Raw genomic sequence first — 22,261 nt, 5'->3', positions numbered from 1 at the left:
ATCGATCAAACGCAACCTGTTAAACACATCGCTAATGCGACACATTTTTTACACACTTCTTAGTTTTCTCGTTACTGGCCACCTCATAGCGCAATCTGTCACTCCTTCTGCCGATCAACCTAAACCGGGCATCTCGGAGGTAACTCCGAAAGGGAACGCCAAAATTACGGGATATGCCATTGATTCAACCATGACCAAAGCGGTCGAATTTGCCAACGTGGCTTTGTATGAAATCAATTCAGGTAAATTGGTAGATGGAGCAGTGGCTGATGAAAAAGGAAAATTTACCCTCACCAAATTAGCGCCCGGCACCTACAGGCTACTGATTTCATTTTTGGGATATACGGCCAAGTCCGTTGACAATATTATTTTAAGCAAGGGCCAAACCAAAGATATTGGCGTCATTCGACTCAGCGCCAGTACACGTACATTGGGCGAAGTAACTGTAGCGGGCAAGAAAGCATTGGTGGAAGATAAAGTGGATCGGCTGATTTATAATGCCGACAATGATGTGGCGGCTAAAGGGGGCGATGCTACTGACATTCTGAAAAAAGTGCCGATGTTATCGGTCGATCCGACAGGGAACGTCTCACTACAAGGTAGTACCAGCGTGCGGGTGCTGATCAACAATAAACCCTCCTCCATTCTGGCTGGGAATCTGGCTGATGCGCTCCGGCAAATTCCGGCCGACTTGATCAAAACGGTGGAGGTCATTACCTCACCTTCAGCGAAATACGACGCCGAGGGGAGCGGGGGAATTATTAACATTATCACCAAGAAGAATACGCTTCAGGGCCTGCACCTCGACGTTGATGGTGGGACGGGTAACCGCAATTCAACGCTGGGCTTAAATGGCAGTTTCCGAAAAGGAAAATTGGGCCTGAATCTTAACGGGAATGGTCGAGTCATTTATAACCCGTCAGCCTCTGATCTGGATCAAACAACGTTTCTGGCATCAGGAGCAACACCGGTTCAGACCCATCAACGGATCGACGCCTTCGACAAAGGCACCTTTGCTCAATATGCGTTAGGACTGGATTATGATCTGGCGAAAAATCAATCGCTAACAGGGGGAGTTCGGCTGGGTATCCGGAATTTAAGCATGGATCAACATCAGCTAACCAACACGCTTTCCAGCGAACAGGTAGCTACTCCCTCTAAACGGGACGTGAACACGCAGAATCTATCCAATTCAATCGATGTCAACATTGACTACCTGCATACCTATGAGGGCTCATCTAAAGAGTTAAGCTTTTCAACGCAGTATAGCCGGAGTAATTTGACCAACAATTTCGAGGCTAATAACCTGGATACGCTGGGACTGATCAAGACCCGGCAACAAAACCTGAACGATGCCACCAACCAGGAATTTATTCTTCAGGCCGATTACCAAACTCCGGTCAGCAAACTGCTCCAGGTAGAGTTCGGCGCTAAAAATACGCTTCGGCGCGTAACCAGTGACTATAACTATCTGCTGGCAGGCCCCACATCCGACTATGCTGTTGATCCCAGCCGCCCGTCGGGTTTACTCAATTATGACCAGAACATTGCAGCAGCCTACCTGTCTACCACATTTACCTTGCCCGGTGGAGTCGTTATTAAGCCCGGTTTCCGTTATGAATACACCAGTATTCAGGCGCAGACTGGAGGGAGTACGGGCGTACCAACCGATATTTCGATTCCCAATTATGGTCGTTTATTGCCCAGCATCAATATAGGTAAAAAAGTTGGAGAGAGTAGCAGTCTTAAGTTTGGGTATACCCGCCGTATCCGCCGACCGTTTATCGACGACCTGAATCCTAACTTCAATACGGCCAACCCGCTTAATATCCGCGTCGGGAACCCGTATTTAAAGCCTGAAACCGTAGACCGGATTGAAATCGGGTATAGTACGCAGGTAAAGAAAACGTACCTGAACCTTTCGCTCTACACCCGACTAAATACCGATGATATTCAGTCGATTAGCCAGCGTTCGGATACATTAGTCGGTGCCGTTGTAACACGGGTGACTAACCTGGGTAAGGAATACAATTATGGCACGAATTTGTTTGCTACGATCAACATTACTCCCCGGTGGAGCGTGAATGCCAACCTCGATATTATGTACCGCTTTATTCAGGGGCTGGCGCTGGATATTAATGGTCTGTCGACCACGATCAGCAATCAGGGCTTTCGTTGGGGTGGGCGCATGGATACGCAAATGCAACTCGATAAAGGGTGGGTATTACAGGCCAACATCGGCTACCGGGGTAAAGATATTGCCCTGCAAGGCTACCGAATTGGCTTCGCGCAGTATTCGCTGGGAGCCCGGAAAAGTTTTACGAATAAACGGGGAAGCATCGGCATCGTGGCGGAGAACTTTCTTACGCGTGGCATGGGCTTTACATCGGTGCTGAACTCCGCCCAGTTTAATCAGGACTTTCACCAGTACATTTATAATTCCAGTGTCCGGGCCACATTCAGCTATAAATTTGGTAGCCTGAACGGAGCCAAGGTGAAGAAGAATAAATCCCTCAGCGAGGAAAATTGATTCCTTAACCTACTTAGGGCGATTGCTACACTTTTGCCCGTCGCCGTAATAACCGTTTCTGGATAAAACCATTGAAGCGGTTATTACGGTCTGATTCTATTTATTCCACTATATCACCTCTCTAGCGGCCAGCGTTTGGATACGTTTTTACGTCTTAGCCAGTAAACCTTACTTGACTAAGCATGAAAACGATCCAAGTTATTATCCGACTAACACTCATAGGGGTTGGCCTCAACTGGCTGAGCGCGGGCTGTGGCACCAAAAAGGATAACGAAGTGACTGTTGCCAATGGTTGCCGCATTCAGCATTCAGCGAGCACTTTCCACAGCCAGGGGAACGATGGGACTATTCAACTCGATTACGCCTACGATGCCCAGGGAAATCTGACCAACAAAACCAAGATTAGTCAGAGCAACTCCTCGACGGTCGCTAGCGACAAAACGACCACCACCGATACCTATACCTACGATGCCGCTGGTTTTCTGACCCGTTCTGTGACGGACCTCCATCAACAATACATGTTTGCCGGAAAGCCATCCGAGTATCATTACGTATCGACTAAAACCTATTCCTACGCCAATGAGCGGTTGACTAACTACATCCAGACGGACGTTATCTATGATTCCCATATCACCAGCGGTCCTCAGCAACAAACCAATGTCACGACTACTTCGTATACCTATGATGGCTCCGGCCAGCTTATCAAACAAACCAGCAGCAATGGGGAAAGTATTACCTATCAGAATGGTAAAGCCCTTGTACTGACCAGTGGCTATGTGTTCGAGCTACAAGATGGCCTGGTGGTCAAAGCGACTTTTCCAGGAACGGATGGTAGTGGAGCCGCCCGCACGCTGGTGCAAGTCAACGAGTACGATACGAACCGACGCCTAATCAAGCACCAGGAATACATCAATGATAGCCTGAGTACTTACTACACGCAGGAATGGCAAACGGGCCAGCCGGCCGAATCAAGCCTGCTGGCTTTTAAAGGGCATCCTACTGTGCTTTCTCTCTTCGGAGAGCCGGGTTTGTTGACGCGCTACCGCGCTTATTCGGCAAATAATCAACACCAAATGGTCCAGTATAGTGAGCAGACGTTCGAGAATCAACTCAACGCAGGGGGCTACATTTTGAGCACAAAACAAGCTAGTCAAACCTTAACCAACGGGGCGCAACAGCCTGACCTGACTACGATTAGCTATACCTACACGGGTTGTCAATAAAAGATAAGATCGTCACTAATACAGTAGTCAATTCGTTAAGAACCTTTTTAATTGTACAGCGGTACGAGTTCTTTAACGGAGGCCTCAGAGGGAGAAGCAAATTCCTTGATCCCGCCCAGGGACTCTGCTAACAGGATAACAGCCCTGGCCCGCATTTGGCCTTCATAAGCAGCAATAGCCGTTTGTAAATCAGCGAATTCACTATTGGTCAGGCACTCACTTAAATCCAACGCATCCAGCATGGCCGTATTGACGCCCTCACCGGATGGGGGCATTAAATGAGCCGCATCGCCAATCAGGGTGATAGTTGATTGAGTAGCCCAGGGTTGATCCAACGGGAAATAGGTTAAAGGCCGTGGCACAAAGTGGTTACAAGCTTTAAAAAGTGTATAAAATACCGGGTTCCAGCCTTCATAAAAATCAACTAGATAAGCATACACTTCGTCTTGGTTCGTAAAATCAATGCCACTGGTTTTAAGCCAGTCTTCGGCGTAAAGTGATGAAGCATAAAACGTAAGCCCCCCATCCCCTCTGGGTTGGGCAGCAATGGATTTGCCGACGCCGATGGCCACGAGATTGGCTTTATCAACCAACTTATATATCTCAGGGCAATCTTTTTCAGGATGATCGATTTCTCCCTGGATGATGGTTGCTCCTGAATACACGGCTTTCCCATCTGTCAAATACGGACGGATTTTTGACCGGTAACCGTCTGCCCCGATGACTAGATCGGCAACTGCTGTTGTGCCATTTTTAAATGTAAGGTGCCAGGTAGTAGCCACCTCTTCCAGGCTCGTCAACTGACTATCCCAAACCACAGTATCCGGCGAAAGAGCGTTTAATAGCACATTCCGAAGTGCCCCTCGGTCAATCTCTGGCCTGAAGTGTTCATCCTCAAAATCGGCAGCGGTACCTTGGCTAGCTTCTTCCACGCAAATGTTGGCGTGTTGATCAAGCGTACGGAATTTATCTGCCCCCGGCATATAAGCCGCTTTAAACGCATCCAGCAAACCGGCGGCCTTAATCACTTTCAAGCCTGAGTCAGCGTGCAGATCAACGATAGCGCCCTGGATACGTGTTTCTGGGCTATAGTCCCGTTCATATACGGTCACATCAGCCCCTTTACGTTGTAAAAGTAGGGCGAGTGTTAATCCACCGGGGCCACCTCCAACAATGGCTATCCGTTTGTTTTCTAGTAAATTCAATCCTTTCTGTGTGTCCATTTGTATATCCGTTTAGTGGCTACAAAGGAACAGACTAGTGAAAAGGCGCACAAGATTGATACGTGGTAAGTATAGGACTAATCGAGGTTTTTACTCCGAAACACTAAGGGTGTCACTCCAGCAGCTTTACTAAATAGCCTGACAAAATAAGAGTAATCTTCGTAGCCCAGATCAGCGGCTATCTCCTTAACCGATTTCTCGGAATGATGAAGCAGACGCTTTGCTTCTAATACAATACGCTGCTGGATATGATACGAAACCGAATGACCAGTCGTCATTTTGACACACTCATTCAAATACGGAGTCGATATGTTTAGGTGTTCAGCGTAGCTGGCTGGGCTTTTCACTGTTGTAAACTGCCGTTCCAGCTCGGATTTGAACGCTTTGGTTATCAGGTCAAATCGGGAGTAGTTGTGGGTTGGTTTTGCCTGGGCCAGATACTGCGAGGCCACTATGGCGACTAATAGATTGCAGCTTTCTTTCAGTAATTGGTAGTGTAGTTTCTCCTGCTTTCGTTCGGACAGTTGGATACAAAGCGAAGCGGTTTGTGAAAGAATGGCTAGCGCGTCTGTTTCCAGCGACAGGGGATTGACTGGTGAGATCTCTTCTAATACGTGCAGATATTCTGGTAGAAGATTTTCGTTGGTGATGATCCAGCTACTAATCGTTGCATTTTTAAACTCGACTACACGATGTACTTGGCTGGGATGCATGTACAGAACCGCTGGAGCTTCTACTTCATATAGTTGAAAGTCAACTTCGATATGAGTAACTCCTTTTTCCTGCAGAAAGAAGGAATGTCCACCGTCCCGGTGCGCTCGCGCTACTTCCTTGAAATCGGATGAACTATTAAACGATGCTCTGGCAATGATTATTCCTTCGCCAATTCCATCAGGCAACTTGATAACAGGGATATCTTTGTTTTTCTGGGACATCGTTTTGAGACACAAAGGTAACTTCAGTCGGCTTATGTGATATTCGGCTACAACAATCTGAGATTTGGTGATGAGGGCTTAGCTATTGCTCGAGACATTTGCCGTATCAAAACAATAGCACAAAAGCATTATGAAAATTATAATAACTGGCTCGTTAGGCAACATAAGCAAGCCGCTTGCGCAGGAGCTGATAGCCAAAGGCCATGAGGTAACTATCATCAGCAGCAAAGCTGATAAACAGCAGGAACTAGAAGCGTTAGGGGCAAAAGCAGCCATTGGATCGGTAGAGGATGTGGCGTTTCTGAAAACTGCATTTGCCGGTGCTGACGCCGTTTATGGGATGACACCACCCAATTTTGGCGCTACGGATATGATCGGCTATTATCGCAACGTGGCCAATGCTTATGCCGAAGCCGTAAAAAGCGCAGCTGTTAAACACATCGTTTACCTGAGCAGTTATGGCGCCGATCTGGAAAAGGGTTCAGGCATTATTGTAGGATCGCACCAGGCTGAGGATATTTTGAATGAACTGAATGGTGTTGCCGTTACCTGCCTCCGTCCTGGCTATTTTTACTATAACCTGTACAATTTTTTGGGTATGATAAAAAGGCAGGGGGTTATTGGGACCAACTTTGGTAGCGATGATAAACTGGTAATGGTTTCTCCACTGGATATTGCAGCCGTTGCAGCTGAGGAACTTACAGCGGCAAACCCTCAAAATAAAGTACGTTACATCGCCAGTGATGAACGCACTTGCAGCGAGGTAGCAAAATTAATTGGCGAAGCCATTGGCAAACCTGACCTGCAATGGGTAACGTTTACCGACGAGCAGGTAAGAAACAGCATGCTGGAGCAAGGCAGACCACCGGTCATTACCGATCTGCTGGTTGAACTAGGTGCTGCCATCCATACCGGTTTGTTACGCGCTGACTATGAAAAGCACAAGCCTGCGCTTGGCAAGGTAAAACTACCAGAGTTTATCACAGAATTTGCCGCAGCCTATAATCGTAATTAAGTACATTGCATTATGCAGCCCATACGCATTAAAACGATCAGCGAGTATCACCAGTTTATGGAACTGCCAAAGCCGGAGCATCCGCTGGTGAGTGTGACGAGGTTTGAGGATATTAAACGACAGTGCACTGCGCCGTTAAGCCGGATCATGGATTTCTATTCGATTGCCATTAAACGGAATTTTAATGTGAAGATGAAATACGGGCAGCAGGACTATGATTTCGATGAAGGCATCATGTTCTGCATGTCGCCGGGCCAAGTTCTGAGGGTGGAGACCGATCATACACAGGTACAGCAGCCTACGGGATGGCACTTGCTTATCCATCCCGATTTTCTCTGGAATACGTCGCTGGCCAAAACCATCAAAAAATACGCGTATTTCGATTACTCGGTAAATGAGGCTTTGTTTCTGTCGCCAAAAGAAGAAGAGCTCCTGATCGGCATTATGCAGCATATTGATCAGGAGTGCCGCTCCAATGTGGATACATTCAGCCAGGATGTCATCATCGCGCAACTAGAACTACTGCTTACATATACCGAGCGTTTTTATCACCGCCAGTTCATCACCCGTAAGATGGCGAATCACAAGGTGCTGGACCGTTTGGAACAGGTACTTTCCGACTATTTTAACAGTGACGATTTAGGCAAACATGGCTTACCAAGTGTAGTCTACATTGCCGAAAAGCTGAATATTTCGCCCAATTACCTGAGTGGATTGTTAAAAGTGCTCACTGGGCAAAGCACCCAGCAGCATATTCATGAAAAGCTGATCTCAACCGCGAAAGAAAAGCTGTCAACCAGTGCTTTGTCGGTCAGTGAGATCGCTTATGAGCTGGGTTTTGACCATCCGCAATCGTTCAGTAAGTTGTTCAAAACCAAGACTAATCTATCGCCGGTTGAGTTCAGGCAGGCGTTTACGTAAAAACAAGGTAGCCAGGAGTGGGCGTATCGCCTGCCAAATTCAGGAAGAACACTACCTAAAAGGTGTGCAGCCGTTTATTCAGACGGAGATTGGTGGTGAGGGCTCTATGTCGGAATAATTCCCACATTTTGTTTATGTTTATCCTTTTTGGATGGTCAAACATAGAGTCCTTCTCATGACGGAACAATTTTTTACTTACACAGATAGGTACGTCAAATTCACCCAGCCAGACAAAGATCTTCTGCTGGCTGCTTTGGGTAGTAAGCACCTGGAAGCCAAAACAGAATTGGTATCCTATGACAAACCGGTAGACGAACTTTATTTTATCCTAAAGGGATGCCTCCGAAAATACTTCGTCAAAGAGGGCCAGCAGATCACTGTTTACATTGCTACACCAAACTCGTTTATCGCTGCTTTTGACAGCTTTATGACGGGCACCAATAGCCAGGAGATCATTGAATGTCTGGAACCCTGTGAGTTACTTGTTCTTAAAAAAGCAGACTTAGAGCACTTGTATTGTCAAATTCCGTTGATGAACGAATTTATTCGAAAAGTCTTAGAACTAACCCTCATTCAAATTCAACAGACGTTAACAATGTATATCTTAGACAACCCAGAGGAGCGCTACGTCAAATTACTGTCGCAAAACCCTGACATCTTACAGCGAGTGCCTCAACATATGCTCGCCACGTATTTGGGCATCACCCCTACTTCCCTGAGCCGCATCCGTAAACGCATTATCACGAAACCTTAAGCGTTCTTGTCTTTTGTAAACGTTTTGTACCGGCTAGCCTTCCCAACTTTGGCTTTAAATGTAAGCCAGGTATGAAACAGGTATTTGTAACGGGAGGATCGGGTTTTGTGGGTCAAAACCTGATTCCCATGCTCATTGAGGAAGGCTATCAGGTAAAAGCGTTAGCCCGTTCACCCCAGGCCGTCCAAAAAGTAGAACAGCTTGGAGCTATTGCTGTTCGTGGCGACTTAACCGACGCCCAGCAATTGGCTCAGGGTCTAAAAGGCTGTGAGTCCGTTTTTCATCTAGCCGGTTCGGTGAATTTTTTTGCTTCCGAAGAAGAGCTGGAAAAAATTCATGTTCAGGCCACCAAACTGCTCTTGTCGGCGGCCAAAGAAGCAGGCGTAAAGAAGTTTATCGATTTGAGTGCCTCCTCAGTCATTATGAATGGTAAGCCAATCGAGAACGCTGATGAGACCTTCCAGTCTGATCATATCGTTGATGGTTATTCAAGAACCAAACTACGAGCCGAGCAACTGGTTCTGCAAGCCCATACCAACGACTTTCAAACCATCTCCATCCGGCCGCCCATGATTTGGGGAAAAGGTGATAACAACATCCTGCCAGCCGTTCTTGAGGCCATCAAAGAAGGACAAATGCAGTTGATTGGCGGTGGCAAGCATCATCTGTCTACCGCCCACGTTCTGAATGTTTGTCATGCGCTTATTTTAGCCGAAAGAGCCATACCCAGTGGTAAAGCCTATTTTATTACCGACGGAGAGTCGCCTGTTTTCAAAGACTTTATAAGTCAATATGTGGCGACCCAGGGTGTCACTCTCCCCGATAAATCCGTTTCTCTGGGCATGGCAAAAATTATAGCTACGATAATGGAATTCGTTTGGAAAACCTTTAAACTTAACGGTCACCCACCTCTCTACAAAGCCCTTGTTAATACTTTGGGCTTAGAATTCACCCTCAAAGACAGACGAGCCAGAGAGGAATTGGGCTATAAGCCCATTGTCACGATCCAGCAGGGAATGAAGTTAATGAACAGTTAATAAACGGGCCACCAGGCAGAGTCGGTGATTACACTTGACTTCTAATTAATCCAGCCTACCCTGTACTGGACCACCCCTAAAACCATTGTGAAGGCGCTTTGCCGAACTTTTGCTTAAACGAATGCGAGAAATGAGAAAGGCTTTCAAAGCCTAAGTCGAGGTAGATTTCAGATGATTTTTTGTTCTTTTTTTCCAGAAGGTGAAGGGCTTCTGTCAGCCGTCTCTCCTGTAACCAATGCCTGGGCGACGTACCAAATGTTCGTTTGAAGTCACGCTTAAATCCGGCGAGGCTTCTGCCAGTAAGCTGGGCAAATTTTTCAACCGGAACATTGAATTTAAAATTGCTGAGCATGAATTTTTCCAGATCGATCTTGTAAGGCTCCGAAAAATCGAACAAAAAAGAACGGAGCTCAGGCATCGTATGCAGCAACAACTTGACGACCTCCTTTACTTTCAAAATTCCCATAGCAGTCGGTATCATGTCTGCCGGATTGCGGGCATAAGGAATTACCGATTGAAAATAGCCCCGCAGAAAATCGTTGCCGGGAATAAGAATATTCGATGGGCCAACGTATTTCTGCGGTATGGCTACCTGTTCTTCCAGGGCAATTGTTCTGAGCAGATCTTCCTGTAAGGAAATGACAATTGTTTCGTAATCCTCACCCGGCAAAGGGGTTTTGGTTAGCTGCCCCAGTTGATTTTTGCCGATCAGCAACATCTCACCTTGCCGCATCGAGATTTTCTCACTGGACGTATCCAAGGTAAACTGCCCCGAAACCTGCAACACCAGCGTATTGTGCTGTAGAAATGCGACAGTATCTTTTCTCATGGTCGAGAGATACGAGTAAAAGATAACTCCGGGCAGTATTTCCGTTGGATTCGTCATGATGAAACTAGTTAAAACTGGCGCGTCCTTCTGGACAATCGCTCACTATCGCTGCAAATACGTACCACCCAATATCGCACCGGGCGCAAACTGCGTGTTCAGTGTATTCATCTCGTCGGGTGTGAAGACGATCTCCATGGCCTGCATATTTTCCGGTAACCGTGATCGCCGGCTCATGCTGACCAATGGCATGATATGATCACCCTGCGCATTCACCCAGGCAATGGCCAGTTGTGTAGGTGTGTATCCTTTATCGGTAGCCATTTGGATTAACACCTCGACTTTTTCCAGATTCTCGATCAGATTTTCGCCCTGAAAACGCGAGAAGTGATTACGGATATCATTTGCCGGAAGCGGTGCTTTCAGTTCACCAGTCAGTAATCCTTCGGCCGTATTGGCAAAGGCTACAACCCCTATTCCAAGTTCCTTAGCCGTAGGAAGGAGGTCACTTTCTATCTGTCGATCCGCCAATGAGTAGCCTATTTCCAAAGCGGTTACAGGATGTACACTATGGGCTTTGCGCAATTGATCGGCGGTGATTTCAGATACGCCCAGATAACGCACCTTTCCTTCTTTGATCAGGTCGGCGACCGTTCCAATTACATCTTCGATTGGAACCGAGTTATCAAGTCGGCATGGCTGATACAGATCGATTGTATCTATACCCAAACGAACCAACGAATAGTTGATGAAATTCTTGATGGCTATAGGACGCAGGTCTAATCCAAGCCATTGTCCCCCATAAAAGATGGCACCAAATTTAACGCTGATGAAGGCATCATCCCGTCGATCTTTGATGGCTTTGCCTACCAGCAGCTCGTTGTGGCCACTACCGTAAAAATCTCCGGTATTCAGAAAATTAATGCCACTATCTAACGCCTGCTGGATGGTCGCGATACTTTCATGTTCATCTTTTGCCGGAGCTCCCCAAACAGATGACATGCGCATACAGCCTAATCCAAGTTTAGAGACGAGTGGACCGTTGTTGCCTAAAGCTATCTTTGTTATCGTTGCCATTGTTATTGTTTAATGATTTGACGACACAAAGATGAGTGCTATTCTCCTCTCCTGATTTTCTTCTACGGCTCAAATTACTTGTCTGTATGGATCAGCAGCACATTCAACTTTAAACGTTCCTAGAATTCTGGCTACTCATTTTTTGAGCAGCTTAAGAGTTTTAGTTTGGCTGGCGGTACTTATTCGTAGCAGATACATGCCTGGTTCGTGTTGGCCTAAACTCATCGACTCCCGATACGGGCTCTGATCTACATTGACCTGCCGATCCACGATGGTACGACCTTGCCCATCGACCAGCCATAGGCGAACCTCCTGGTTCATAGCACCTTCAATGACAAGACTGAATTCTTCATCCACCGGATTCGGGTATGTCATTGCCTGCAAATTTACCTCTAATTTGGGCTCGACTGCAGCCAGCCGACTTTGAGCATCAGCACGTTGATTGATCAGATTTGACGAGCCAGGCGTATTGTTGGGGGATGTAAGAATGGTTCCCTGATTACCCACGGCGACAAACAGGCCATTTCCATACGCCAGGCCGTTTAGATGGTGCGTAGTATTGGCATTTGGGGATAACCACAAAACATTATTGGATGTAGTGAACACCTTTCCGTCGAGGCCGACCATTACAAATTGCCCATTGGCATAAGTGATATGATTGGCATGTAACTCAGAAGTCAATTGGGAACTTGACCAGTGAAGACCATCCGTTGAGTTAACAAACGTACTATTATAGCCAGCTGCAATCCACTTGCCATTTCCATAGGTCACGCTGTTCAACTGGTAGGTGGTGCCACTATTGCGGAAGGTCCAGGACATGGCATCTGTGGATGTGGCAATGACTCCCTGAGCCCCTACGGCCACAAATTGACCATTGGCATAGGTAATACCCATGTAATGGTAAGTTGCCGAAACACTGTTATTCTTGAGCCAGGTTTTCCCATCGGATGAAAAAAGAATAACGCCATTATAGCCTACAGCCACAAAAAGTCCTCCACCATAGGCGATTCCTTTGAGAGTACGTCCTAACAGGATTTTTTGGTTTTCCCATACCTTCCCATCAACAGAGGTTTGAATATTGGCATCCTCCCCGACAGCAACAAATAACCCTTTCCCAAAGGTGACATCGTAAAAACTTCGTGCCCCATTGCTATAGTGGTACGTGTTACCAATCGAAAAATTGATTCCATCGCCTGAGGTTATGGCAACGTTGACTGCGGGCGTAATGACAGGGCCATAATCGGGTCGATATGCACCCACAGCGACATACCTGCCATTGCCATAAGCCACAGCACTAAGCTGTATTTCGTTGGAGAATGTCAGTGGATTCCAGTCTGTTCCATTGTCTGACGAGAAAATTGACCGTCCTCCTGCCAGAAACTTACCGTTAAGAAAACGAAGTCCACACAATCCAGAGCCCAGACCAGTATTGGACGCTGGTTCGCTCCAGGTGATGCCATTTGGCGACGTAAGAACTTTGTTGTTCGTTGTTGTGAGCGCGACATAACTGCCCGTCGCTGTATTACGGGCCACCTTTAGAATGAGTGTTGTGCTATTGAGCGATGCAACTCGTTTAGTCCACACCACACCATCTGGCGAGGTAACAATGCTATTGTTCGTTCCTACCGCAACAAAATTTCCAATACTTTCTCCCGTGATTCCGTTCAGCGTATAAGGCACATTGGCTACTCTGGGCGTCCAGGTTACGCCTTTATCAGCCGAAGTCATAATCAGGCCCCCATCACCTACAACGACGAGTTTGCCACTACCATAAGCTACTCCATTAAAACGCTGAGTTGTCCCTGAGTTCCGCGGCACCCACGTCTGGCCATCTACAGACATGACGATGGCGCCGTTGAAACCGACTGCCACAAAACCGCTGTACGAATTATAGGTAATATCTCTCAAGTGCTGGTTTGTACCAGATTCGTGGGCATTCCACGTCAGGCCATCGGTTGATGTGATTATGTGGCCACTGTTGCCCACCGCTACAAACTGGCTATTGGCATAAACAATGGCATACATAGCGCCTGATGCGCCTACGTCCTGTGTTGTCCAGGTAAATCCCTGGTCAGTTGAGCGGATAACCTTATTATCATTCCCCACCACGGCTACGTATTTGCCATCTCCATAAGCAATATCGGCGAAAATCTGGCTTGTGACCTGGGGACGATTGGTCCAGTCGGTTTGTGCCCTGGCGGTCAACATGGTTAACCCGAATAGGCAGCTAAACAGGAAACGTCGTATCCAGGCCGACCAGCCAGATTGGGCAGCGCCCACGTCCTGCCGCTTTCGGTATTCGATCCACTGAGTTCCGAAAATAGCACTGAGTAGCCCCAACGCAGCTCCGATTAACTTGCTATTGGAAACCATATCCGCTCTGGAATGGATAACAATTGCCGACAGGCCACACAGGATCGTACTGATTTGGCATACAATTAGTTTGTTCATGAGTAATGTCTGATAAAGAAGGAAAGTGAATGTTGGTTGACTGGAGCATCCTCAGATCATTTGCTGAGTTGCTCGATGATACAAATGTGTGCAGTGAGGTGGCGGCCTTTCAAATGTTTCACCATGAGTGGCAACAATTCGCCGGTCGAATCGTGGTCAATTTGGCATCAGTCGTTTTCGCCCTTTCAGCCGTGCGGGTATTTATTTCTGCGCTAATCAGGCTGCCATTCCTTTTAATGAAGCTGTTTAAACTTTCCAGAATGGCACCGAAAAGTGTTGTAGTACCGCCCGTCCCGGTCGGGCGTGTATCCAACTGTCTCTCGCCCGACCGGGACGGGCGGTACTACGATTAAAAACACTTTTTAACTTAAAAAAGAAAGATTATACAGTCTCAATGAAAAATCCCTCCGGAGTTTACGTCGGAGGGATTTTCACTATACAAGATTCCTGAAACTAGTCGCAATTTAGCTGAGGTCGCGTATTAAGTCTAACGTAGATGCATATACGGGACAACGTTGTATGGCAGTCACTCCATGTAGAAGTCGAATAAAATCTCCGGCGGTTAAACCGATTAGGCTAATCTAACTTTCGCCCGTTTCGCATCAAATAGCCCCTTGAAAATCGCGTATTCTATACCTGCTTAAACATGAACAGAAACGCTATTGCGTATTCCTGGGGGAGGTAACCAAATACTCGTAGGGTGTTGATTGGATCAATTGCGCGTTCGAAATGGTATACGTATCTCGTTTTGTTACATAACCATCTGAGTTGATGAGGTATTGATAGTAGTAATTACTTTCTAAGCTGTACGGCGCAAAAGCCTCTATTTTTTTGGCCCGTGCCAGGTGATTGCTGTATTTGCCAAAAACCGTTGCGTAAGGATCTACCTGCAATTCCTCAGGATTGAATACAGTCCGGTCGTTGCGGATCGGATCGCCAAAGGCGGTGTATTCAAACGTAGATTCACGAATCTTGACCTTTTGGGGAGTATACTCGGTTGCTTTTAGTAAATCACCATTTGTATTGTAGGCAAAGTCGATAAAGTTGTCTGGCTCTGGCCAGTTACCCAAATACACCTTTGCAATTTGCCCCTTATCATTATAGGTATACAGACAATTCGTTTTTATGGTTTTATCTCCTAACGGGTAATGCATATAGCGTTCGGTCTCAACATAATAACACTGGTCAGGGTAATTTTCGTAGTAAGAACCTTTGGGCGGAACTGGAATGTAACCTGAAGAATTTGCTGCTTGTGCCCGGTGGATATAATAGGTTGTGGCTACATCCAGCTTGTTGTCATTATATTCTTTCGTGAAAACCCTCTTGTACTCTCCATCCTGGTAGGTATAGTCAATATAATGGGTTGGACTAAGGGTAACTTTCTTTAATCTGCCATCCGTATCATAGGATAGCACAGTAGTACCATGTTTTGTGAGCAGGTATTTGGTTGTGTTTACCACAATACCACCAGCAAGACTAACGGTTTGTTGCTCAGCCTCGGGCTGAACCAGCGATTCGGCAGTTTCACGCTCACAGGCCATCAGCCCAGTCAAAGCGGAAAAACACAGAAAAAAGGGGATAATTTTTACAGATTGTTTCATAGTTACTTTGTTGTTTTACCTACTCTGTTAGGTTTTCGGCGTTTCCTTTGGCAGTTTCGTTTTGCCGATACAAACGTGCGAATGAGAGCCTCGCTTCTCAAAAATTTCAAGTCCAATAGCAACTTTTTAGTAGTTCAACAGTAATGGATTAGCCATGAACCGTTTTACAAACGAATCAGGCTATTTTGGGCGCTAGGTCACTTTAGACGATGCAACTGGTTTACCCCGTCCGGTAGATCGACATTCAGAGTAAGGGCACTCCTACCAGAAAATGGGTGGCTGTTTCGGTTACCAGAACCGGCCGCTTACTCAGATAGCCGTAGAGGGATTTTAAGCTGGCCAGCCCCTGCTTGTTCGACGTTTCTACGAAGTCTTTCTTCTGCAAGGTGTTCACCACAAATAGGGTATCTTCTTCGGTATAAATCCGGATATAAAGGGGATTTTCGTCATCAAGGATGTTGTGCTTGATGGTATTTTCCAATAGATTCTGGATGGTAACGGGCACAATTTGAGTAGTTAAATACACCGAATCTATACTAACAGTAATCTGCAACGCCTTACCAAACCGGGTTGTCTGTAAATCAATGTAGTTCTGGGCAAAGCTCAGTTCGTCCTGTAGGCTGACGAGTTCCTTATTTTTATTTTGTAAAATATACCGATAAATCACAGATAATTTTCGTAGAAACACCGAGGCTTCTTTCGGTTTCGTGATGATCAGACTGTTGAGGGAAGTTAAGCTATTGAACAGAAAATGAGGGTTGAGGTGGTTGATGAGGTTTTGGTACTGAATCTGGGCTTTATCGCGCTCCAGACGCGTCGTCTGAATCTGAAAATGATGCAATCGGGCAGTTTGCCGGACCCGGTGTCGGTAAAACCAGTACATAAGTCCCAACACCAAAGTCAGAAGGGCGGCCCTAAACCAGCCGGTGTTGTAGACGGGCGTGTCAATATGGATGGGTAAATGGGTTTCGCCTGTTTCGGTTTCGCCAACCACCGCTTTGACTCTGAACGTATAATCACCGCCCCCTATCCTGGTGTAGCTGGCGCGTGTTTGTCCATTTGCTTCGTTCCAGTCTTCGTCGTAACCTTCCAGTTTGTACAAGTACCGGTGCTTTGTTGTGGCCGACAGGACGCTAAACTCAATCGAAAATGAATTTTCTTCGACGTTCAGGTGAACGGGAAGTGTATCGCCATAAAGTATCCGGGTTGTATCGGGCAGAAGTAAACGGTTGAGCAATACGGTTTGGCGTAAAGGCGACAAGCCCAGATTTTCGGGTTTAAACTCGACCAGGTGCCCTTTCTGAGCCGATAGAATATGCCCGTTACGCATAGGAAACAGGTACGATTCGTAGCGGGCGGTGTTTACGTTGATGGGTAGTGTAAAGTTGAGCACCTGTTTTTTTGCCTGGGTGATCACGGAAAAAACATTGAAATCGGCCACCCAGATATTACCGAAACGGTCGGGCAGCGCGGCTGTTGACTGGCTTAGGGTCATCGATTCATTTTCAGCCCGAACGGAATCCCGGCGACTGACGGGATCGTATTGCACCAGACCATGCATGGTGGTTGCCATCAAGAATGCACCGTTTGGATCTTCGGCCAGCGAACAAATTGTGGTTTCATAATCGGCCTGCCGGGTGTCGGTCACGACAAAGCCATGCTGCTGGGAATCAAAGCGCGCAAAACCTTCGGGATAGATGTCGAGCCACAACTGCCCATGCCGATCAAGCAGAGATTGGCGAACCAGAAAACGAGGGTCCTGGCTTATGGATTGAATCGGGTAGACCTGCCAGCGCGCACTGGGTATATCGTAGGCAAAGGCCCGTTTGCCGTCACCAAATACCCAATATCGATCACCCTGAAGTCGAAATGAGCGCAAATAAATCGATCTGGCTTCGGGGGGTAACGAAATTTCCCGAAATTGATGCGTTTGACTGTCAAAGCGATAAACCGCATGGTCAGAGCCTATAAACAGTTCGTTTCCCCGCCGACTCAACCCTGTAACCGGCATTCCCCAGGGATATTTAGCCGTGCGATTCGGCAGACGGTATACGTCGAGCTGGTTAGTCGCTGGCACATAGTGCAATAACCCCCGAATTGACGAGCCCAGCCACCACGAGCCGTCTGCGTCTTCGACAAAGCTGATCAGGCCTCGCTCATCAGGCAGGGCTGGAAACAGGGCCGCCAGATCATAGATGTCATACAGTGCCCGCTCTGGATTCGTATAGGCAATACCGTTTACGGTAGCCAGCCAAACGGAACTGTCGGGGTGCTGCCAGGCGCCCCAGATGATGTCGGCACCCAGGGCGGTAGGCTCCGATTTCGCATGACTCAAACTGGTAAACTGATCCGTTTGCGCATCAATGTAAAAAGATCGGGTATCCCATGTGCTCACCCACAGATTGTGCCGCCGGTCAACGAAGATACTGGCCACATAGAAGTCTTCGCGGTCCTTTGGATTAGTGGGTTTAATGCGCTTTAGAATCCGCTGGTGTTGCAGATCGTATAGCACAATGCATTGATCTGTATGATCGGCAATCAACAGGTGATTGCCGTCGATGGCCAGGGCGGAGACGTCATTCGGCGTAAAAATGGAGAGTTTTTCAGGGTTTTTCCGACAGGTCGTAAACTGTCGCCGGACCGTGTCGAAGTAGCGAATTCCATGAATCTCAGCCATCCAGAAACCAGGCTGAAAAGGATCTTCGACCAGGCCGTTGGGTAGCGTATGGACTCCCCCCGTTCTGTCGGCTGGGTAACAGGGGAAGTACTGCACGGTTCCGCTTTTCGTCTCATAGCAAAACAATCCCCGATGGCGACTCGTAAACCACACATTACCCGCCCTGTCGCACCGAATATTTTTGCAAATGCCCAGGAGTTGGTTTTGAACGGTAGTAATATGACGAAACTGGCCTGTAGCTTTATCAAAACAACTAACCCCATTCTCGAAAGCGGCCCAGATGTTCCCCTGTTTATCTTCACAGAGAGCATAAATCTGGTTATTAAGCAGGGAGTTTGGATTGTTTTGCTGGTGCCGGAACCTAACAATATGCGTACCGTCATAACGGTTGAGGCCGTTGTTGGTACCTACCCAAAGGAAGCCATCGCGGTCTTGCTGGAAACAGGTGATCGACTGCAACAAAATCCCATCCTGCTCTCGAATGTGCCCGAATTCAACATGAACGGGTCGCTGCTGGCCGGACAAGGGTCCAGCCAGGCAAATCAGCAGGCAGGCCAGCCAAAAACAGGTACGGATTATTGCTCCAGCCATTTCTTGAAGGAAGGAGCCTTGTCGCGGCTGATGTCGATAGCAACCTGATGATTGGGACTTTTCAGAACAAGAAGAAGTTTCAGATTTGCCAGCCCCTTCACACTCTGCACCGCGTTGATATTGACCAGGCAATGGCGGCTGGCGCGGTAAAACTGAGCGGGGTTGAGCAACGATTCAATTTCATCGAGTGTCGCGTAATCCAGAATATAACGCTCCCCGGCATTGGTGATCATAAAGTTTAGTTCATCGCGCAGAATGCAGGCAATATCAGTTACCCGGACAGGTACCCAGCTATTCCGGGCGTTTCCTAAAAAATGTTCCTTATAGGTAGGTTTGCTGATAGTGGGTATACTTAACGCATTCAGTAATTTCTGTACATCGATAGCTGTCTTATTCTGATTTTTGGTTAAGGATCGGGCTTTAGCAATGGCCTGCCGAAGCTCATCCCAGTCGACGGGTTTGAGCAGGTAGTCGATGCCATTTACTTTAAAGGCCTGAATAGCATACTCATTATAGGCTGTGGTAAAAATAATGGGGCAGGTTATCTTAAACTTATCGAAAATGGTAAAACTGATCCCATCAGAAAGTTGAATATCGGCAAAGATCACATCGGGCTCCGCGTTTTCGGCAAACCACCGCAGGGCCGTTTTTACGCTACCGACGGTGCCTACAATCTTAATGGTTGGATCGACTTCGGCAATACTGGCCGTCAGCTCAAGAGCAACTAGCTTTTCGTCTTCAATTAGGAGTGCATTCATGGCGGGAAGGTTCTAGCGGGAAATCTAGTCTAAATCTTTCGGTTTCAGTCGCCAATCGCAAGTTTTCGACAACGAACCGTAGTGAATACAAGTTTAATGACGCAAAATTCCGGACGAGTCATCTAGCAGTAATTGGTGGAGTGAGTGGAGTAGGCGGAGTAAGTGACCAGTATACTCATTCCACCTACTTCACTTACTCCACCAATTCCACTAGACTCTGGTTTCGTGCCACTGAACAGTCAATATCGACGAGTCGTGGGAGAAAAATTGGCGACAGACGTATTTATGTAGTCATTTACACTCAACCACTGTTAAATAACCTATTGAGAAGGTTTCCCATGACGAATCAACAACTTCAACTCGTTCAACAAACCTGGAAACTCCTGCGTGAGGTAGACCCAACTGTGCTGGGTGATGTCTTCTATGGACAATTATTCATCACCTACCCGGCACTGCGACCCATGTTTACTGGTTCGATGGAAAGTCAATATAAAAAGTTTGTTGACATGCTTAGTATCATCGTGGCTCGTCTGGATCGCCCCACTACCGTGGCACAGGAAATTGGTCAGTTAGCCCGGAGTCATAAAGGGTATGGTGTAAAGCCCGAGCACTATGTGGCAGTGAAAGAAGCCTTGTTATGGACACTCGAACGAGGCCTGGGCAATGACTGGAACAATGCCGTGCAACAGGCCTGGGTAGCGTGTTATGACAATCTGGCCCAATCCATGCGGGAAAATGACTAGAACGTTTATGTCAAGACTTTATGAAAAGCCTTCCGCCGTTCACGTCGGAGGGCTTTTTTGTGTTCCATGTATTGACAAGCTCAAGGCAAACGAGTAACTGATGACGCTAAAACAATTCATTGCGAATTGGCTACGATTCAATAGCCAGACAGGACCAATGGTGCTTAAATTTTTGATTAGCGACCTCTGTCAACCTCACCTTTGCTCAACAATAAACAACACACTACACATGAACGCATTATTTCAAAAAAATATGGCAATCGCCAGCCTGGTCGTCCTGATTGGGTTTACGTCCTGCCAGGAAAACAAGCTGGTTATTCCTGATCAGCCAGTAGTTACCTCGTCAGAATTAGCAAACAGTGCCCGCTTATCTGCGCTTCCTAAAGTATATAAACTTACCAGACATGGGGATGCAACACTGACCTATTACAATGATGGGCGATTGAAACGGGTAACCTCTGGAGCAGATGCCCGTGGCAACACAAAATACCGTCGGGAATACAGCTACGACGATGCCGACCATCGGATCGATGCGTACTCTTACATAGATAATCAGCCCGTTTTTTATGATGCATATTGGATCGATGATGCAACTGGGCGCTGTCACAGATCGACACAGATCGGCTATCTTATGATCGAAGAAAACGTGGCCTATTACAAGCAGCATGAATTAACGACCATGTGGTATTATACGTATACGACCAAAGGTCAACTCAAAACTTGCCAGCACTTGTATTGGGACAGCTCAAATCGGACCGAATACACCTATAATGCCGATGATGATCTAATTAAAACAATCACCTACGACCGTGTCGGGAAACAGGATGGTGTAGCTGTACACGAACTTACTCTCACCTACGACCAAAATCAATCATCTCGGAGCACAGTCCTGGCCGACAAAAACCCGCTAAACACCAGTTGGGCCCACCTTCCTGTTCCCCATTCGCAAAATGAAGGGCAACCAGTCCCTGAAGTTTATCTGCCAATTTTCGGCAAGCCCAGTAAGCATTTGGTAGCGAGTGTGACGCAAACTAAACTACCAACCAATCAGCATGTTAGCAGTTCATTCTTTACCTACACCCTCAACACGGATGGGTATGTAACCGAACGAAAAGAAGTAGATGCGCGTAAATCTTTGTTACTCGAGACCAAGCCATTCGGGTATTTGGTAACAGACCTCAACAAATGAGCTTGCCCAGTGTTGCGGACTTACTGTCTTTTACTGGACAATACGTTAAGATCGAAAAAGACGTGTCCAGTAAAAGGCAGCAAGTCCATCCGAAAGAGAACCAGACTTACTGGACAGGTTCCGGAGCATCCGCATACTTTTTGTACTTACCCAACAAGCTGCCGATGAATATCATAAAGGGAAAGAAGGTTGCCTGGACAAAAGCGGGTATCTCTAACATGTAAAATTCGGACTTATACCGTCTCATTAGATACGCGATATCAAATAGACTGGGCTTGCCATTACCGGCATTCACAGATTTATGGATCTCGGATAACAGGAAAATGAAACTATCTACAGGGGCAACCCAGCCTGTGCAGTGCAGCGTATCGGTACCAGCGTTCCAGAACTTGTGCGGCTGGCCGGCCTTCCATACTACAGTTTGGCCAACCGTGATATACCGTTCGGGCTGTCCTGGTTCTTTAATACCCATTGTCCCGGCTATCACGGTAAGGGATTCATCCTGCCGATAATGCACATGCATAGGTGGCCCACCTTTGGGAGGTATCGTATTTTCTACTTCTACGGCTTGCTGTCCTTTTTTATTTTTATAATACCGCTGGAAGATGATGACATCTCCAGGGCCGTTGACAATTGTTAACGGGAGTTGGATCTGGTTTTTTACTTGTTCCATACTTTTCTTATTTTTGACAGTGTCAAAATTATAGACA

18 protein-coding genes are annotated in these 22,261 nt (G+C 47.0%); 9 read left to right on the top strand and 9 right to left on the bottom strand.

Going from position 1 to position 22,261, the window contains the following annotated elements; all coding sequences use genetic code 11:
• Positions 1 to 34 precede the first annotated feature (34 nt).
• Entirely contained in the window at positions 35 to 2,530 is a 2,496-nt protein-coding gene (locus GO755_RS03820) for a TonB-dependent receptor domain-containing protein (RefSeq protein WP_157583222.1), read from the top strand.
• A 182-nt stretch (positions 2,531 to 2,712) separates the two neighbouring features.
• Positions 2,713 to 3,753 carry a hypothetical protein gene (locus tag GO755_RS03815; protein WP_157583221.1) on the top strand — a complete coding sequence of 347 codons (1,041 nt, stop codon included), beginning with the start codon at positions 2,713 to 2,715 and terminating at the stop codon, positions 3,751 to 3,753.
• A gap of 47 nt (positions 3,754 to 3,800) precedes the next feature.
• Here GO755_RS03815 and GO755_RS03810 read toward each other — a convergent pair whose 3' ends face one another.
• Together GO755_RS03810 and GO755_RS03805 are read right to left on the bottom strand one after the other, a co-directional pair.
• On the bottom strand, positions 3,801 to 4,976 hold the full coding sequence (locus GO755_RS03810; protein ID WP_157583220.1) for an FAD-dependent oxidoreductase: 1,176 nt from the start codon (positions 4,974 to 4,976) through the stop codon (positions 3,801 to 3,803).
• Positions 4,977 to 5,053: 77 nt separating this feature from the next.
• Positions 5,054 to 5,911, bottom strand: a complete 858-nt coding sequence (locus tag GO755_RS03805) for an AraC family transcriptional regulator (RefSeq protein WP_157583219.1) — start codon at positions 5,909 to 5,911, stop codon at positions 5,054 to 5,056.
• 130 nt (positions 5,912 to 6,041) lie between these two features.
• Between GO755_RS03805 and GO755_RS03800 the strand changes: the two genes are divergently transcribed.
• The 4 genes from GO755_RS03800 to GO755_RS03785 all read left to right on the top strand — a co-directional run bounded on the left by GO755_RS03800 (position 6,042) and on the right by GO755_RS03785 (position 9,638).
• Complete coding sequence (locus GO755_RS03800; protein ID WP_157583218.1) at positions 6,042 to 6,926, top strand: NAD(P)H-binding protein; 885 nt, start codon at positions 6,042 to 6,044, stop codon at positions 6,924 to 6,926.
• A 12-nt stretch (positions 6,927 to 6,938) separates the two neighbouring features.
• Complete coding sequence (locus GO755_RS03795) at positions 6,939 to 7,847, top strand: helix-turn-helix domain-containing protein (protein ID WP_157583217.1); 909 nt, start codon at positions 6,939 to 6,941, stop codon at positions 7,845 to 7,847.
• A gap of 175 nt (positions 7,848 to 8,022) precedes the next feature.
• Complete coding sequence (locus GO755_RS03790; RefSeq protein WP_198174743.1) at positions 8,023 to 8,601, top strand: Crp/Fnr family transcriptional regulator; 579 nt, start codon at positions 8,023 to 8,025, stop codon at positions 8,599 to 8,601.
• Between the two features lie 71 nt (positions 8,602 to 8,672).
• Positions 8,673 to 9,638 (top strand): NAD-dependent epimerase/dehydratase family protein, encoded by a 966-nt coding sequence (locus GO755_RS03785; protein ID WP_157583215.1) that lies wholly within the window; start codon positions 8,673 to 8,675, stop codon positions 9,636 to 9,638.
• Between the two features lie 76 nt (positions 9,639 to 9,714).
• On the opposite strand, the gene GO755_RS03780 is transcribed toward GO755_RS03785, so the two are convergent.
• The 3 genes from GO755_RS03780 to GO755_RS03770 form a co-directional block, all read right to left on the bottom strand.
• Entirely contained in the window at positions 9,715 to 10,467 is a 753-nt protein-coding gene (locus tag GO755_RS03780; protein ID WP_227686846.1) for a helix-turn-helix domain-containing protein, read from the bottom strand.
• 102 nt (positions 10,468 to 10,569) lie between these two features.
• A complete protein-coding gene (locus tag GO755_RS03775; protein WP_157583213.1) occupies positions 10,570 to 11,541 on the bottom strand; it encodes an aldo/keto reductase in 972 nt (323 codons plus the stop codon).
• A 135-nt stretch (positions 11,542 to 11,676) separates the two neighbouring features.
• A complete protein-coding gene (locus tag GO755_RS03770; RefSeq protein WP_157583212.1) occupies positions 11,677 to 13,992 on the bottom strand; it encodes a YCF48-related protein in 2,316 nt (771 codons plus the stop codon).
• A gap of 127 nt (positions 13,993 to 14,119) precedes the next feature.
• Here GO755_RS03770 and GO755_RS41775 point away from each other — a divergent pair, with 127 nt between their 5' ends.
• On the top strand, positions 14,120 to 14,242 hold the full coding sequence (locus GO755_RS41775; RefSeq protein WP_262886978.1) for a hypothetical protein: 123 nt from the start codon (positions 14,120 to 14,122) through the stop codon (positions 14,240 to 14,242).
• A 409-nt stretch (positions 14,243 to 14,651) separates the two neighbouring features.
• Here GO755_RS41775 and GO755_RS03765 read toward each other — a convergent pair whose 3' ends face one another.
• The 3 genes from GO755_RS03765 to GO755_RS03755 all read right to left on the bottom strand — a co-directional run bounded on the left by GO755_RS03765 (position 14,652) and on the right by GO755_RS03755 (position 19,619).
• On the bottom strand, positions 14,652 to 15,593 hold the full coding sequence (locus GO755_RS03765; RefSeq protein WP_157583211.1) for a hypothetical protein: 942 nt from the start codon (positions 15,591 to 15,593) through the stop codon (positions 14,652 to 14,654).
• 244 nt (positions 15,594 to 15,837) lie between these two features.
• Complete coding sequence (locus tag GO755_RS03760; protein WP_157583210.1) at positions 15,838 to 18,861, bottom strand: ligand-binding sensor domain-containing protein; 3,024 nt, start codon at positions 18,859 to 18,861, stop codon at positions 15,838 to 15,840.
• Positions 18,846 to 19,619, bottom strand: coding sequence for a LytR/AlgR family response regulator transcription factor (locus GO755_RS03755; protein WP_157583209.1), 774 nt, complete (start codon positions 19,617 to 19,619; stop codon positions 18,846 to 18,848). The genes GO755_RS03760 and GO755_RS03755 overlap by 16 nt, the downstream gene beginning before the upstream one ends.
• Positions 19,620 to 19,957: 338 nt before the next feature.
• Between GO755_RS03755 and GO755_RS03750 the strand changes: the two genes are divergently transcribed.
• Together GO755_RS03750 and GO755_RS03745 are read left to right on the top strand one after the other, a co-directional pair.
• Entirely contained in the window at positions 19,958 to 20,362 is a 405-nt protein-coding gene (locus GO755_RS03750; protein ID WP_157583208.1) for a globin domain-containing protein, read from the top strand.
• Positions 20,363 to 20,591: 229 nt separating this feature from the next.
• Positions 20,592 to 21,551: a DUF4595 domain-containing protein gene (locus GO755_RS03745; protein ID WP_198174742.1), complete on the top strand. Its 960-nt coding sequence runs from the start codon at positions 20,592 to 20,594 to the stop codon at positions 21,549 to 21,551.
• Between the two features lie 106 nt (positions 21,552 to 21,657).
• Here the strand turns inward: GO755_RS03745 and GO755_RS03740 are convergent, their stop codons facing one another.
• A complete protein-coding gene (locus GO755_RS03740; RefSeq protein WP_157583206.1) occupies positions 21,658 to 22,224 on the bottom strand; it encodes a cupin domain-containing protein in 567 nt (188 codons plus the stop codon).
• Positions 22,225 to 22,261 lie beyond the last annotated feature (37 nt).

This window comes from Spirosoma arboris (assembly GCF_009754945.1).
GTDB lineage: Bacteria > Bacteroidota > Bacteroidia > Cytophagales > Spirosomataceae > Spirosoma > Spirosoma arboris.
The sequence above is the reverse complement of the archived record's forward strand: the minus strand, read 5'-3'. Positions and strand labels throughout refer to the sequence as shown.